This window comes from Serratia sp. ID 25-353 (assembly GCF_054792795.1).
Genome location: NZ_CM139236.1, coordinates 3,309,467 through 3,323,830, shown reverse-complemented (window position 1 = coordinate 3,323,830; position 14,364 = coordinate 3,309,467). Strand labels below are relative to the sequence as shown.

At 58.9% G+C, this 14,364-nt stretch carries 15 protein-coding genes; 11 read left to right on the top strand and 4 right to left on the bottom strand.

Annotated elements, in window-relative coordinates; translation table 11 throughout:
- Positions 1–164: 164 nt before the first annotated feature.
- A complete protein-coding gene (fadE, locus tag ACYF6X_RS16120; RefSeq protein WP_063990828.1) occupies positions 165–2,621 on the bottom strand; it encodes an acyl-CoA dehydrogenase FadE in 2,457 nt (818 codons plus the stop codon).
- 246 nt (positions 2,622–2,867) lie between these two features.
- On the opposite strand from fadE, the gene lpcA reads away from it, so the two are divergent.
- Positions 2,868–3,449, top strand: a complete 582-nt coding sequence (gene lpcA, locus ACYF6X_RS16115) for a D-sedoheptulose 7-phosphate isomerase (protein WP_004930220.1) — start codon at positions 2,868–2,870, stop codon at positions 3,447–3,449.
- A gap of 93 nt (positions 3,450–3,542) precedes the next feature.
- The gene (locus ACYF6X_RS16110) at positions 3,543–4,346 is read left to right on the top strand and encodes a class II glutamine amidotransferase (protein WP_004930222.1); all 804 of its coding nucleotides are present in this window, start codon (positions 3,543–3,545) and stop codon (positions 4,344–4,346) included.
- Here ACYF6X_RS16110 and dpaA read toward each other — a convergent pair.
- Entirely contained in the window at positions 4,281–5,051 is a 771-nt protein-coding gene (gene dpaA / locus ACYF6X_RS16105) for a peptidoglycan meso-diaminopimelic acid protein amidase (RefSeq protein ID WP_063990829.1), read from the bottom strand. The genes ACYF6X_RS16110 and dpaA overlap by 66 nt on opposite strands.
- A 555-nt stretch (positions 5,052–5,606) precedes the next feature.
- On the opposite strand from dpaA, the gene ACYF6X_RS16100 reads away from it, so the two are divergent.
- From ACYF6X_RS16100 to ACYF6X_RS16060, 9 genes are all read left to right on the top strand, one after another.
- Positions 5,607–6,956 (top strand): Na(+)-translocating NADH-quinone reductase subunit A, encoded by a 1,350-nt coding sequence (locus ACYF6X_RS16100; protein WP_130018569.1) that lies wholly within the window; start codon positions 5,607–5,609, stop codon positions 6,954–6,956.
- Between the two features lie 3 nt (positions 6,957–6,959).
- Positions 6,960–8,201 (top strand): NADH:ubiquinone reductase (Na(+)-transporting) subunit B, encoded by a 1,242-nt coding sequence (locus ACYF6X_RS16095; RefSeq protein WP_063990831.1) that lies wholly within the window; start codon positions 6,960–6,962, stop codon positions 8,199–8,201.
- Positions 8,191–8,985 (top strand): Na(+)-translocating NADH-quinone reductase subunit C, encoded by a 795-nt coding sequence (locus ACYF6X_RS16090; RefSeq protein ID WP_130018568.1) that lies wholly within the window; start codon positions 8,191–8,193, stop codon positions 8,983–8,985. The genes ACYF6X_RS16095 and ACYF6X_RS16090 overlap by 11 nt, the downstream gene beginning before the upstream one ends.
- Positions 8,978–9,607, top strand: coding sequence for an NADH:ubiquinone reductase (Na(+)-transporting) subunit D (locus ACYF6X_RS16085; protein ID WP_004930232.1), 630 nt, complete (start codon positions 8,978–8,980; stop codon positions 9,605–9,607). The genes ACYF6X_RS16090 and ACYF6X_RS16085 overlap by 8 nt, the downstream gene beginning before the upstream one ends.
- Positions 9,608–9,613: 6 nt before the next feature.
- Positions 9,614–10,210, top strand: a complete 597-nt coding sequence (nqrE, locus tag ACYF6X_RS16080; RefSeq protein ID WP_004930235.1) for an NADH:ubiquinone reductase (Na(+)-transporting) subunit E — start codon at positions 9,614–9,616, stop codon at positions 10,208–10,210.
- Positions 10,211–10,225: 15 nt separating this feature from the next.
- A complete protein-coding gene (gene nqrF, locus ACYF6X_RS16075) occupies positions 10,226–11,449 on the top strand; it encodes an NADH:ubiquinone reductase (Na(+)-transporting) subunit F (protein ID WP_033637209.1) in 1,224 nt (407 codons plus the stop codon).
- Complete coding sequence (locus ACYF6X_RS16070; protein ID WP_130018567.1) at positions 11,450–12,481, top strand: FAD:protein FMN transferase; 1,032 nt, start codon at positions 11,450–11,452, stop codon at positions 12,479–12,481.
- Positions 12,482–12,488: 7 nt separating this feature from the next.
- Positions 12,489–12,716: a (Na+)-NQR maturation NqrM gene (nqrM, locus tag ACYF6X_RS16065; protein WP_004930244.1), complete on the top strand. Its 228-nt coding sequence runs from the start codon at positions 12,489–12,491 to the stop codon at positions 12,714–12,716.
- A gap of 176 nt (positions 12,717–12,892) precedes the next feature.
- Positions 12,893–13,312 carry a putative T6SS immunity periplasmic lipoprotein gene (locus tag ACYF6X_RS16060; protein ID WP_130018566.1) on the top strand — a complete coding sequence of 140 codons (420 nt, stop codon included), beginning with the start codon at positions 12,893–12,895 and terminating at the stop codon, positions 13,310–13,312.
- Between the two features lie 149 nt (positions 13,313–13,461).
- Here ACYF6X_RS16060 and ACYF6X_RS16055 read toward each other — a convergent pair whose 3' ends face one another.
- Positions 13,462–13,671 carry a hypothetical protein gene (locus tag ACYF6X_RS16055; protein WP_033651022.1) on the bottom strand — a complete coding sequence of 70 codons (210 nt, stop codon included), beginning with the start codon at positions 13,669–13,671 and terminating at the stop codon, positions 13,462–13,464.
- A complete protein-coding gene (locus tag ACYF6X_RS16050) occupies positions 13,668–14,060 on the bottom strand; it encodes a T6SS effector amidase Tae4 family protein (RefSeq protein ID WP_197817024.1) in 393 nt (130 codons plus the stop codon). The genes ACYF6X_RS16055 and ACYF6X_RS16050 overlap by 4 nt, the downstream gene beginning before the upstream one ends.
- Positions 14,061–14,364: the final 304 nt, after the last annotated feature.

The window sequence follows — 14,364 nt, the reverse complement described above, 5'->3', positions numbered from 1 at the left end:
CCGGACAGAAAGATCCAGAGCACCCGCCGCGCAGTCTACTCGAACTTCCTCCCCGTGAAATCCGCCGTTGCGCCAACCTGCGGCGCGGTGCGCAGTTCGTGATGCAAGAAAAGAAAAAGGGGCGATCATCATCGCCCCTTGGATACGTGGAGTGGGAATTGGCGTTAAGCCGCTTCGGTCTGCTGTTGGCGCTTAGACTGCGCCGCCGGCTTTTCCGGCTTGGCGGCCGCCAGCGCATCCGGCGCAAAGTCGTCCACGTTGATGGAGCGCAGACGGCTCTCTTCGGCTTTCACCAGGATTTTCGCCTCGTCGGCGCTGATCTTGCCTTCTTCCAGCGCGCGTTCCGCCAAACGATCCAGACGGGTGAACGGCAGGTTTTTACCGACCGCCTTGCACAGACGTTCATGAATCGGCTCGGCGGCCATCACGTCGGCCAGCGCCGCTTCCAGCAGGCCGATTGGGTTATGTTCGCTCGGCGTCAGGTACTGGCCGCGCCCCAGACGGCTGCGGGTGGCGGAAGGCACCTGCAGGATCTTGGCCAACTGGTGATCCAGACGATCGGACGGTGCGGTATGCACGCGGCCGAGCGGGAAGACCACGAAGCGCATCGCGCCGGCGATAAAGCGGTTCGGGAAGTTGCGCAGCAGGTCATCCAGCGCCTGTTCGGCTTTATGCAGGCTGTCTTGCACGCCCCAATGCACCAGCGGCAGATCTTCTTTCTGACGGCCTTCGTCGTCAAAGCGTTTCAGCACGGCGGAAGCCAAATACATCTGGCTGAGGATGTCCCCCAGGCGAGCGGAGATGCGCTCGCGGCGCTTCAGGCTGCCGCCCAGCACGCCCATGGAAACGTCCGATAGCAACGCCAGGTTGGCGCTCAGGCGGTTCAACTGCTGATAGTAACGACGGGTCGCGTCCTTGGTCGGTGTGGCGCTGGTGCGGCCGTTAGTCAGGCCCAGCCAGAAGCTGCGTACCTTGTTGCTGCCGACGTGGCCCAAGTGGCCGAACAGCGATTTATCGAAGGCGTTCAGATCGTTGCTTTGCGCCGCCGCCATTTCATCCAGCACATAAGGATGGCAGCGGATCGCGCCTTGACCGAAGATCATCATGGTGCGGGTCAGGATGTTCGCGCCTTCCACCGTGATGGCGATCGGTGCGCCCTGATAGGCGCGAGCCAGGAAGTTGGATTCGCCGAGCATGATGCCTTTACCGCCGGCGATGTCCATGGCGTCAACGATCGACTGCTGGCCGCGGTGCGTACAGTGGTATTTGACGATGGCTGACAGCACGGCCGGCTTCTCGCCCTGCACCAGCGCATAGGTGATCAGCGAAGCGGCGGCGTCCATCACATAGGTGTTGCCGGCGATGCGCGCCAACGGTTCTTCGATCCCTTCCATCTTGCCGATGGAGATCTTGAACTGACGGCGAATGTGCGCGTAGGCGCCGGTCGCCAGGGCGATGGATTTCAGGCTGCCGGTAGAGTTGGACGGCAGGGTGATGCCGCGACCGACCGACAGACACTCAACCAGCATGCGCCAGCCCTGGCCGGCCATTTTCGGCCCGCCGATAATGTAATCGATCGGGACGAACACGTCGGTGCCGCGGGTCGGGCCGTTCTGGAACGGCACGTTCAGCGGGAAGTGGCGGTTGCCGATTTCCACGCCCGGCGTGCTGGTCGGGATCAGCGCACAGGTGATGCCCGGGGATTCGTTATCGCTCAGCAGGCGGTTCGGGTCATGCAGTTTGAACGCCAGGCCCAGTACGGTGGCGACCGGCGCCAGCGTGATGTAGCGCTTGTTCCAGGTCAGGCGCATGCCCAGCACCTGCTTGCCTTGCCATTCGCCCATGCACACGGTGCCGACGTCCGGAATGGCACCGGCATCGGAACCCGCTTCCGGGCTGGTCAGGGCGAAGCAAGGGATCTCGTCGCCGCGCGCCAGGCCCGGCAGATAGTGGTTTTTCTGTTCTTCGGTACCGTAGTGCTGCAGCAGTTCGCCCGGGCCGAGGGAGTTCGGCACGCCGACGGTGATCGCCAGGATGCCGGAAACGCCGGCCAGTTTTTGCAGCACCATCGCCTGAGCGTAAGGAGAGAATTCCAGACCGCCGTACTCTTTCTTGATGATCATCGCGAAGAAACGGTGTTCTTTCAGGTACGCCCAGAGTTCAGGCGGCAGATCGGCCAGTTCGTGGGTGATCTGGAAGTCGTTGGCCATGCGGCAGGCTTCTTCCACCGGGCCGTCGATAAACGCCTGCTCTTCTTCCGTCAGGCGCGGTTTCGGGTAGCTGTGCAGCTTGTTCCAGTCCGGCGCGCCGCGGAACAGATCGCCTTCCCACCAGGTGGTGCCGGCGTCGATCGCTTCCTTCTCGGTGGTGGACATCGGCGGCATCACCTTGCGGAAGGCGCGCAGCGCCGGCGCGGAGAGCAGGGAACGGCGCACAGAGGAAAGGTTCAGCGGCAGCAGCACGATAGCCAGCGGCAGCAACAGCCAGAAGCTCCACAGGCCGATAGCGCCCATGGCGGCGGTGTACGCCACCAGGATCAGGCTGCTGAGGGTAAGGTTCACTCGGTGGTAGAACACCACGCCGAGGAGAGCCAGGAAAACGACGATACTAAGAACCATCATAAGAAGCTCCGAAGTAGTAAGAGGTCTGACCTGTTGTGTGTATGTAATAGGTTTTAGTACAAGGCAGAATTTTTATCAATGCGTTTACAGTTTAATTACAACTCAGGTCACAAACTGACAGCACCAATCATCAAAAACCTCTCCGCTTCCTTAACCGGCGCGCTGTTTGGCTGAGAATGCTTCTCGCTGTTTCCGCGATCCGGTACACTGCGAAGCGGAAGATTTGACGATAACAAGAGGTTCCTCATGTACCACGACCTTATTCGCAGTGAACTGAACGAAGCGGCTGATACCCTGGCGAAATTTATCAATGACGACGCCAACATCGACGCCATCCAACGTGCGGCGGTGCTGCTGGCGGATTCCTTCAAAGCCGGCGGTAAAGTGATTTCCTGCGGCAACGGCGGTTCCCATTGCGACGCGATGCACTTCGCCGAAGAGCTGACCGGCCGCTACCGTGAAAACCGTCCGGGCTACCCGGCGATTGCCATCTCGGACGTGAGCCACCTGTCCTGCGTCAGCAACGACTTCGGCTATGAGTACGTATTCTCTCGCTATGTAGAAGCGGTAGGCCGCGAAGGTGACGTGCTGCTGGGCATTTCCACCTCCGGCAACTCCGGCAATATCATCAAAGCCATCGATGCGGCGCGCGCCAAGGGGATGAAAGTGATCACCCTGACCGGCAAGGACGGCGGCAAGATGGCGGGTTCCGCCGATGTGGAAATTCGCGTGCCGCACTTCGGCTACGCCGACCGCATTCAGGAAATCCACATCAAAGCGATTCACATCTTGATTCAGCTGATCGAAAAAGAGATGGTTAAGGCTTGATAGCCTGCGGGGAGCTGCGGCTCCCCATGAATAAGACTGCGGGCGCCGCATGGCCCGCACAGCCTGTGTCAGTGTGGTTAAGGAGTGCTGGCGATGTGTGAACTGCTCGGGATGAGCGCAAACGTACCGACCGATATCTGCTTCAGCTTTACCGGCCTGGTACAGCGCGGCGGCCGTACCGGGCCGCATAAGGATGGCTGGGGCATTACCTTCTATGAAGGGAACGGCTGCCGCACATTCAAGGATCCGCAGCCGAGCTTCAACTCGCCGATCGCCCGCCTGGTGCAGGATTACCCGATCAAGTCCTGTGCGGTGGTGTCCCATATTCGCCAGGCTAACCGCGGCGAAGTGGCGCTGGAAAACACCCACCCGTTCACCCGCGAACTGTGGGGCCGCAACTGGACCTACGCACACAACGGCCAATTGAAAGGCTATCGTCAGCTGGATACCGGCACGTTTCGCCCGGTCGGCCAGACCGACAGCGAATACGCGTTCTGCTGGCTGCTGCATCAGCTGGCGCTGAAATACCCGCGCACTCCGAGCCAGTGGCCGGCGGTTTTCCGCTACATCGGCCTGTTGGCGAGCCAGCTGCGCAAGAAAGGGGTGTTCAACATGCTGTTGTCGGACGGGCGCTTCGTGATGGCCTATTGCTCCACCAACCTGTATTGGATCACGCGCCGCGCACCGTTCGGCAAGGCGACGCTGCTCGATCAGGATGTGGAAATCGATTTTCAGCAGCAGACCACACCGAACGATGTGGTCACGGTGATCGCCACCCAACCGCTGACCGCCAACGAAACCTGGCACAAGATTGAGCCAGGCGAGTTCGCGTTATTTCACTTCGGTGAGCGGCTTGTTCTGAGCGAAGGGGTTGGTGTTGGGCGTCGGGCTGGCTGACGCGTACTGCGTCATCATGCCGCCGCTGCTCATCAACGGTTGACCCAAGACGTACTGGCCATTGAGCACGCCCATTGTCGGCGGCTGGTGGTTCTTCGCGAAGTAATCGTAGCCCGGCTTCAGCTGGCGCCAGAAGGCGATATAGCTGGATGACGCATGGCGCTTGAGGTTTTGCTCGGTCATGCGGAACGGGTAGATGCTGATGTCGACGCGGCTTTGTCCATAGGCGAAGGCGGCTTCGACGTAGCGATAGATCTCATCCATATAGGTGTTGGTCATCGCGTAACAGCCGATCGATTTACATTCGCCGTGGATCATCAGATAAGCGCCGGAATAGCCCTGCGACTTGTCGTAATCATTAGGGAAACCGATATTGATCGCCCGATAATACTTGCTGTCGGGTTTCAGATGGCGTGCGTCAACGCTATAAAAGCCTTCCGGACTTTTAAAATCGCCTTCACGACGTTTAGGGCCCAGCCCGCCGGAGAAATTACAGATCGGGAACGTGTTGACCAGGCGGAATTCATTGCCCATTTTGGCATACAATTCCAGCTTGCGTTCCTCTTTGAAGATCTGAATATAGACCGGCGAACCCAATAATTGCTGTTTAACTACCGGCGCTTCGGGTACCTGCTCGCTGGCGCTGCAGGCCGTGATCATCGGCATAGAAACAAGCATCGCAAACAACAGCGCGATTTTGCTCATTATTATTCCTGCTTATATTTATCTGCCGGCGCAATTGAGGTTGGCCAGCATGCCACTGATTATTGTTTTTACTGCTGCAAAACACCGCCAGATTACCAGCGCGTTTATTTTTAGCAATACGTGATATGTATAAAAAAACGACAAAGCTCGATAAAAGTGAAATGACCGGCAGATTTTAACGATAAGTAGTGAAAAACAGGCGAAATTTAATTGCGTTTGCTTGACCCAAGTCACGACGGAACGCAGAACAATGTTGCGAACAATGTTAATATTCCCTCTTCAATTTAACGCGCTGTGGCGATTGAAACGGCAGGGGTTATGGCATATAACCCGGCCGTTTTGATGGTTATTTGGCTACAGGCCGTTAACACATCGACTGTCGAGCAAACAACGGAAAGGGGGGAATCAAGGGAATGCGCGTTACCCCAATTTTTCACTGCGAGAAAGTTCATGTTGGGCGTGCCGCCATGCGCACTGCCCGGCAATCCTGGCATCGTCAGCACCCGCCTCTGGGGCCGGGCAGACGTGTAAACCCAACTACATCGTATAAATCCTATGATTAAGATCAGAAAAGGGTTAGATCTGCCGATAGCCGGGGCTCCGGTTCAGGCGATCCAAGACGGCCCGAACATTCAGCATGTCGCCCTGCTTGGGGAAGAGTATGTCGGAATGCGTCCCTCCATGCTGGTGCAGGAAGGCGATACCGTTAAGAAAGGCCAGGCGTTGTTCGAAGATAAGAAAAACCCCGGGGTTTTCTTCACGGCTCCCGCCAGCGGCCGCATCGACGCGATTAACCGCGGCGAACGGCGCGTATTGCAATCGGTGGTGATTGCGCTGGAAAACGGCGGCGACGATCAGCTCGAGTTTGCGCACTACCCGCTGGGTGAACTGGCCCAGTTGCCGCGCGAACAGGTCGAGAGCGAACTGATCGCCAGCGGCCTGTGGACCGCGCTGCGCACCCGTCCGTTCAGCAAAACGCCGAGCCCCGGCAGCGAAGCGCGCGCCATTTTCGTCACCGCGATGGATACCCAGCCGTTGGCCGCCGATCCGCAGGTGATCATCGCCGAACAGCAGGCGGCGTTCAACGCCGGGCTGCTGGTGTTGGCGCGCCTGACGGCGGGCAAGGTACACGTATGTCACGCCGCCGGCGCCTCCGTTGGCCAGCAGAGCAGCCCGCAGATCGCCTACAGCGAATTTGCCGGCCCGCACCCCGCCGGGCTGGTGGGCACTCACATTCACTTCCTGGAACCGGTCAGCCTGAAGAAAACCGTTTGGCACATCGGCTACCAGGACGTCATCGCCATCGGCACGCTGTTCACCACCGGCAAGCTCGATACCCGCCGGGTCGTGGCGCTGGCCGGGCCGCAGGTGGCGCAGCCGACGCTGCTGCGCACCCGCCTGGGGGCCAGCCTCGATGAGCTGACCGCCGGCCGCCTGAAAGACGGCGAGAACCGGGTGATCTCCGGTTCGGTGCTGAACGGCATGCACGCCGCCGGGCCGAACGCCTGGCTCGGCCGTTTCCACTCGCAGGTGTCGGTGCTGGAAGAAGGGCGCGACAAAGAGTTGTTCGGTTGGATCGTGCCTTCGCCGAACAAGTTCTCCATTACCCGCACCACGCTGGGCCACTTCCTGAAGAACAAACTGTTCGCCTTCTCGACCACCACCCACGGCGGCGAGCGCGCCATGGTGCCGATCGGCAACTACGAGCGGGTGATGCCGCTGGATATTTTGCCGACGCTGCTGCTGCGCGATCTGCTGGCGGGCGACAGCGACAGCGCGCAGGCGCTGGGCTGTCTGGAGCTGGATGAGGAAGATCTGGCGCTGTGCACCTTCGTTTGCCCCGGCAAGTATGAGTACGCGCCGGTGCTGCGCGAGGTGCTGACCAAGATTGAGCAGGAAGGATAACCGATGGGCCTGAAGAATTATTTTGAGAAGATAGAGCATCACTTCACGCCGGGCGGCAAACTGGAAAAGTGGTACCCGCTGTATGAAGCAACCACCACGGTGTTTTATACCCCCGGCACGGTGACGCGCGGCGCTTCGCACGTGCGCGACGCCATCGATTTGAAACGCATGATGATCCTGGTGTGGCTGGCAGTGTTCCCGACGATGTTCTGGGGCATGTACAACGTCGGCCAGCAGGCGATCCCGGCGCTGCACCATCTGTACAGCGGCGACGAGCTGCAACAGGTGCTGGCGGGCGACTGGCATTATCGCCTGGCGCAGTGGCTCGGCGCCTCGCTGGCGGCCGACGCCGGCTGGGTCAGCAAGATGGTGCTGGGCGCTTGTTACTTCCTGCCGATCTACGCCGTGGTGTTCGTCGTCGGCGGCTTCTGGGAAGTGCTGTTCGCCATTATCCGCAAGCATGAGGTCAACGAAGGCTTCTTCGTCACCTCCATCCTGTTCGCGCTGATCGTACCGCCGACCCTGCCGCTGTGGCAGGCGGCGCTGGGCATCACTTTCGGCGTGGTGGTGGCCAAAGAGATCTTCGGCGGCACCGGGCGCAACTTCCTCAACCCGGCGTTGGCCGGCCGCGCCTTCCTGTTCTTCGCCTATCCGGCGCAGATCTCCGGCGATCTGGTGTGGACCTCTGCGGACGGTTTCTCCGGCGCGACGCCGCTGGCGCAGTGGAGCGCAGGCGGGGCGCACAGCCTGAGCAACGTGGCCACCGGCCAGTCCATCAGCTGGATGGACGCCTTCCTCGGCAACATTCCCGGCTCCATCGGGGAAGTCTCCACGCTGATGATCCTGATCGGCGGGGCGATTATCCTGTTCGGCCGCGTGGCCTCCTGGCGCATCGTCGCCGGCGTAATGCTCGGCATGGTGGCTTCCGCCCTGTTGTTCAACGCCATCGGTTCCGATACCAACCCGATGTTCGCCATGCCGTGGCACTGGCATCTGGTGCTGGGCGGTTTCGCCTTCGGCATGATCTTTATGGCGACCGACCCAGTTTCCGCCTCCTTCACCAACAAGGGGAAATGGTGGTACGGCATTCTGATCGGCGTGATGTGCGTGCTGATTCGGGTGGTCAACCCCGCCTATCCGGAAGGCATGATGCTGGCGATCCTGTTCGCCAACCTGTTCGCACCGCTGTTCGATTATCTGGTGGTGCAGGCCAACATCAAGCGGAGAAAAGCCCGTGGCGAATGAAGCGAAAAACGACGGCATCGGTAAAACGCTGCTGGTAGTGCTGCTGCTGTGTCTGGTGTGTTCAGTGGTGGTGGCGGGCTCCGCCGTCGGCCTGAAGTCCAAACAGCAGGAGCAAAAGCTGCTCGACAAGCAGCGCAATATTCTCGATGTAGCCGGCCTGTTGCAGCCGAAAATGGAGAGCGAGCAGGTCAAGCATCTGTACAGCGAGCGCATCGAACCGCGCCTGGTGGATCTCAACAGCGGCGAGTTTGTCGCCGGCAAGGCGGCGACGTTCGATCTGGGCGCCGCGCTGCGCGACGACGCCAAAAGCGTGGCGCTGGCGGCGGGCGACGATCCGGCCGGCATCAAGCGCCGCAGCAATCAGGCGGAAATCTACCTGGTGCGCGATGAAAGCGGCCAGGTGAACAAGATTGTGCTGCCGGTATACGGCACCGGCCTGTGGTCGATGATGTACGCCTTCGTGGCGCTGGATAACGACGGCAACACGGTCAAGGGCATCACCTACTACGACCAGGGGGAAACCCCGGGGCTGGGTGGCGAGGTCGAGAACCCGTCCTGGCGCCAGCAGTGGGTCGGCAAACAGCTGTTCGACGACAACGGCCAGCCGGCGATCCGCGTGGTGAAAGGCGGCGCGCGTCAGGGGGATGTGCACGGGGTGGACGGCCTGTCCGGCGCCACGCTGACCTCCAACGGCGTGCAGCATACGTTTGATTTCTGGTTGGGCGAGCACGGCTTCGGCCCGTTCCTGAAAAAAGTTCGTGAAGGAGCGCTGAAAAATGGCTGATTCCAAAGAGATAAAGCGGGTCCTGCTGGGGCCGCTGTTCGACAATAACCCGATCGCCCTGCAGGTGCTGGGCGTCTGTTCTGCGTTGGCGGTGACCACCAAGCTGGAGACGGCGGTGGTGATGACCATTGCGGTGACGCTGGTCACGGCGTTCTCCAGCTTCTTCATCTCGCTGATCCGTCACCATATTCCCAACAGCGTGCGCATCATCGTGCAGATGGCGATCATCGCCTCGCTGGTGATCGTGGTCGATCAGCTGTTGCGCGCCTATGCGTTCGAGATCTCCAAGCAGCTGTCGGTGTTCGTCGGCCTTATCATCACCAACTGTATCGTGATGGGGCGCGCCGAGGCTTACGCCATGAAGTCGCCGCCGATCGAGAGCTTTATGGACGGCATCGGCAACGGGCTGGGCTACGGGGTGATCCTGGTGCTGGTCGGTTTCCTGCGCGAGCTGATTGGCTCCGGCAAGCTGTTCGGCGTCCCGGTGCTGGAAACGGTGCAGAACGGCGGCTGGTATCAGCCGAACGGCCTGTTCCTGCTGGCGCCGAGCGCGTTCTTCATCATCGGCCTGCTGATCTGGGTGCTGCGCACCCTGAAGCCGGCGCAGATCGAAAAGGAGTAAAGGCCGATGGAACACTATATCAGCCTGTTTGTGCGCGCGGTGTTCGTCGAGAACATGGCGCTGGCGTTCTTCCTCGGGATGTGTACCTTCCTGGCGGTCTCGAAGAAGGTCTCGACCGCCTTTGGCCTGGGCATTGCGGTGACCATCGTGCTCGGCATTTCGGTGCCGGTGAACAACCTGGTCTACAACCTGATCCTGCGTGACGGTGCGCTGGTGGAAGGCGTCGATCTGAGCTTCCTCAACTTCATCACCTTCATTGGCGTGATCGCGGCGCTGGTGCAGATTTTGGAGATGATCCTCGATCGCTTCTTCCCGTCGCTGTATAACGCGCTCGGCATCTTCCTGCCGCTCATCACCGTGAACTGCGCCATCTTCGGCGGCGTGTCCTTCATGGTGCAGCGCGACTACAACTTTGCTGAATCGGTGGTGTACGGCTTTGGTTCTGGCACCGGCTGGATGCTGGCGATCGTCGCCATGGCGGGGATCCGCGAAAAACTCAAGTATGCCAACGTGCCGGCGGGACTGCGCGGCCTGGGCATTACCTTTATCACCACCGGACTGATGGCGCTGGGCTTCATGTCCTTCTCCGGTGTTCAGTTGTAAAGGCGGGAAGAATTTATGGAAATTATTTTAGGCGTAGCAATGTTCACCACCATCGTGATGGTGTTGGTATTGCTGATCCTGTTCGCCAAATCGAAGCTGGTGAACACCGGCGACATCGCGGTGGAGATCAACGGCGATCTGGATAAGAGCTTCCATGCGCCGGCGGGCGACAAGCTGCTTAACGTGCTCTCCAGCCAGGGGATTTTCGTCTCCTCGGCCTGCGGCGGCGGCGGTTCCTGCGGCCAGTGCCGGGTGGTGATCAAAGAGGGCGGCGGCGATATCCTGCCGACCGAGCTCTCGCACATCAACAAGCGCGAAGCGAAAGAGGGTTGCCGCCTGGCGTGCCAGGTGAACGTGAAGCAGAACCTGAAGATCGAGCTGCCGGAAGAGATCTTCGGCGTGAAGAAATGGGAGTGCGAGGTTATCTCCAACGATAACAAAGCCACCTTTATCAAAGAGCTGAAGCTGAAGATCCCCGATGGCGAAGACGTGCCGTTCCGCGCGGGCGGCTTCATCCAGATCGAAGCCCCGGCGCACGACATCAGCTACGCCGACTTCGACGTGCCGCAGGAGTATCGCGGCGACTGGGACAAGTTCAACCTGTTCCGCTACCGCTCGACGGTGAACGACACCACGGTGCGCGCCTACTCGATGGCCAACTACCCGGAAGAGAAGGGCATCATCATGCTCAACGTGCGTATCGCCACGCCGCCGCCGAACAACCCGGACGTGCCGCCGGGCATCATGTCTTCCTATATCTGGTCGCTGAAGGCGGGTGACAAGGTGACGATCTCCGGGCCGTTCGGCGAGTTCTTCGCCAAGGAGACCGACGCCGAAATGATCTTCATCGGCGGCGGCGCGGGCATGGCGCCGATGCGTTCGCACATCTTCGATCAGCTCAAGCGCCTGAACTCGAAGCGCAAGATCACCTTCTGGTACGGCGCGCGTTCGCTGCGCGAGATGTTCTATGAAGACGACTTCAACCAGCTGCAGGCGGAGAACGACAACTTCACCTGGCACGTGGCGCTGTCGGATCCGCAGCCGGAAGATAACTGGACCGGCTACACCGGCTTTATCCATAATGTTCTGCTGGAGAACTACCTGAGGAATCACCCGGCGCCGGAGGACTGCGAGTTTTACATGTGCGGGCCGCCGATGATGAACGCTGCGGTGATCAAGATGCTGAAAGATCTGGGCGTCGAAGACGAAAACATCATGCTGGATGACTTTGGTGGCTAAATGCGCGCATTGGCGATGAAGAACTGGCTGACGGGCGTGGCGCTGAGCGCCACCCTGCTGCTGACCGGCTGCGGGCCGGAGCAGGTGGACCTGACGGGTAAAACCATGGGCACCTCGTATTCGATCCGTTACGTGACCGGCGACGATACGCCGTCGGCGCGCGAGATGCAGGCGGAGATCGACAAACGGCTGGAGCAGGTGAACGACCAGATGTCCACCTACCGGCCGGATTCCGAGCTGAGCCGCTTCAACGCCAGCCGCGACATTGACCGGCCGTTCCCTGTTTCGCCGGCGACCGCCGAGGTGGTGCGCGAAGCGCTGCGCATCAACCGCGTGACCGATGGCGCGCTGGACGTGACCGTCGGGCCGCTGGTCAACCTGTGGGGCTTCGGCCCGGAAGGGCGGCCGGATAAAGTGCCGAGCGAGGCGGAGCTGGCGCACCGTCGCGCCTGGACCGGTGCCGATAAACTGGCGGTGCAGGGCAGCGCGCTGGTGAAAAGCATCCCCGAGCTGTATGTCGACCTGTCGTCGATCGCCAAAGGATACGGCGTGGACGTGGTGGCGGAGTATCTGCAATCGCAACACGTGCAAAACTACATGGTGGATATCGGCGGTGAGGTGCGCACGCGCGGGCATAACGGCGAGCAAAAGCCGTGGCGCATCGCCATCGAGCGCCCGACCGCCGGCGCGCAGCAGCAGGCGCAGCTGGTGATCCAGCCGGGGGAGATGTCGATTGCCACCTCGGGTGACTATCGCAACTACTTCGAGCAGGACGGGGTGCGCTATTCGCACACTATCGATCCGATCACCGGCCGGCCGATCAACCACCGCCTGGTGTCGATCACCGTGCTGAGCCCGACCTGTATGACCGCCGACGGCCTGTCCACCGGCCTGAACGTGATGGGGCCGGAGCGCGGCCTGGCGCTGGCCAATCTGCTGGGCATCCCGGTGTTCATGATCGTGAAAACCGCCGACGGGTTTGAGGAGCGCTATTCGGACGCGTTCAAACCCTACCTGAAAAAGCGTTCGTGAGGTTGCTATGCTGACGGTATTCGCCGCCACCTTCGTGTTGTTCCTGCTGATCGTCGGCGGGATGTCGCTGGGTTACGTGTTCAAACGCAAAAGCCTGCAGGGCAGCTGCGGCGGCATCACCGCATTGGGGATGGAGAAAGTCTGCGACTGCCCAGAGCCGTGCGATGCGCGCAAAAAGCGCGAAGCCAAAGCGGCACAGCGGCGCGAGCAGTTGGACAAACACCGCATTCTGTAGCTGTAGCGAAAACCCGGCCTTGGCCGGGTTTTTTATTTGGGCCTTAGCCGAAAGGCGTATGAAAGTTGGGCTGGGCGCGATTAACAATGGCGCGAATTTTCAGGGCGTAACGGATAAAACGATCGCCAGAAAATACGAATATGCGCTTTCTCAGTTTCTTAAGCAGAGGTAACAGGATGAACCGCATTTTTTTGGCTGGAACGCTGACTTTGCTGCTTGCCAGCTGCATGCACATGAACGATCCGAGGCCAAAGAACTACGCGGCCAACGTCACTGTCGTTGATAACCACGTTTGTGTGCGGGTTCAACCTGAAGGGGACGAGCGGTTGGCCGGTGTCATTATCGAAGAAATCGGCAACGCCAACGCTATCTTCGGCAAGAACTTCGCGGATAACGAGATGCCTGTGGTCACTGCGGCTACGTGTATTCCCGACGATAACTATAAATTCGAAGACGGGAAGTCTTACGGGGTATCGGTGACGCTGTTGTCGCGGGATAAACGAAGTAAAGGTCTTGAGCCTGCCGCCCGGCTATTTGGGGCAGGGTTTAGTGTACGCAATGAAAATGGCACCATCCAGGTGGTTCCTGTCCACTAATGGGCGTTGAAAGTCAGACAGGCATAAGGCGAGTTTGTCGAACCGCCTTATGCCGTTAGCCGGTTATTTATTTCGCTTTGCGGAAGTTTTTCATATCTATGTAAGGCATCAGTGTTCAAAAATATGTTACCGCATTCATTTATGAGGGGTTATTTGCTTTTGGAATAGGCTAGGTTGCCGAGTGAACCTCCCACGAAACAGCACAACACTAGGCCAATCGCCAGCAACTCGAAGTTAGCCGACATCTGATCCTCGCCCTCAACGTGGCCAATAATCCAGTCTGAGAGAAAGGGAAAAGCCAGGAGCATGAGGCCGATACCTATTATCGCACCGGCAATAATTGCTGCTATCCGTTTCATATCACCTGCCAGAACCAGACTTCTTTTGATTTAAAGAAATCGCTAAAACGTCCATCCCAAGAAAGCCCCCATTGAATACGAAAATAGCTCGATAGTGTGGTTAAACGAGAACCATTCCACAGATCTATATGATCTCCCGAGCGATTGCGAAAGTTTTCATTCCCTCGCAGCCAGTAATCTTTAAAAAAGATAATGCCGGTTTTGCCTTTCAGCACCCGCTCAAACTGGTTGGGTGTGACTTTTACCATGCATCCTAGCCCCGGTATCGGTGTTCGTGCTAATGCATTTGCCAGTTCTTCAGCACGCAAAATATGGCCCTCACTTTTCTTGTGTAACCAACAAAAGTTCACGCCTGACAATTTACTGACATCATACCCACAATGAACCAAAGCTGCACCGATGCGTATAGCACACTGATCATCAAAGGCTTTATCACCATGGGCAGTGCGGCATGGATACTCATCCCCATTGATTTGAGGATGTTTTTCCTAAAGTTTGTTAAAAGTTATCGACATATAATTCCTTTTAAATCATTCCATTATTCTCTAGCCCTCCGATGCCATAACATATGTTGATACCCGTAGAGCTATTTAGATGAGTGGAGGTGCTATTTAGAAAAGTCTAAGAAAGACTGATTGTTGGCGTGTTTCCAAAGATGGCCAGATCCTAGAGTATTGTCGTCACTAATGGTGA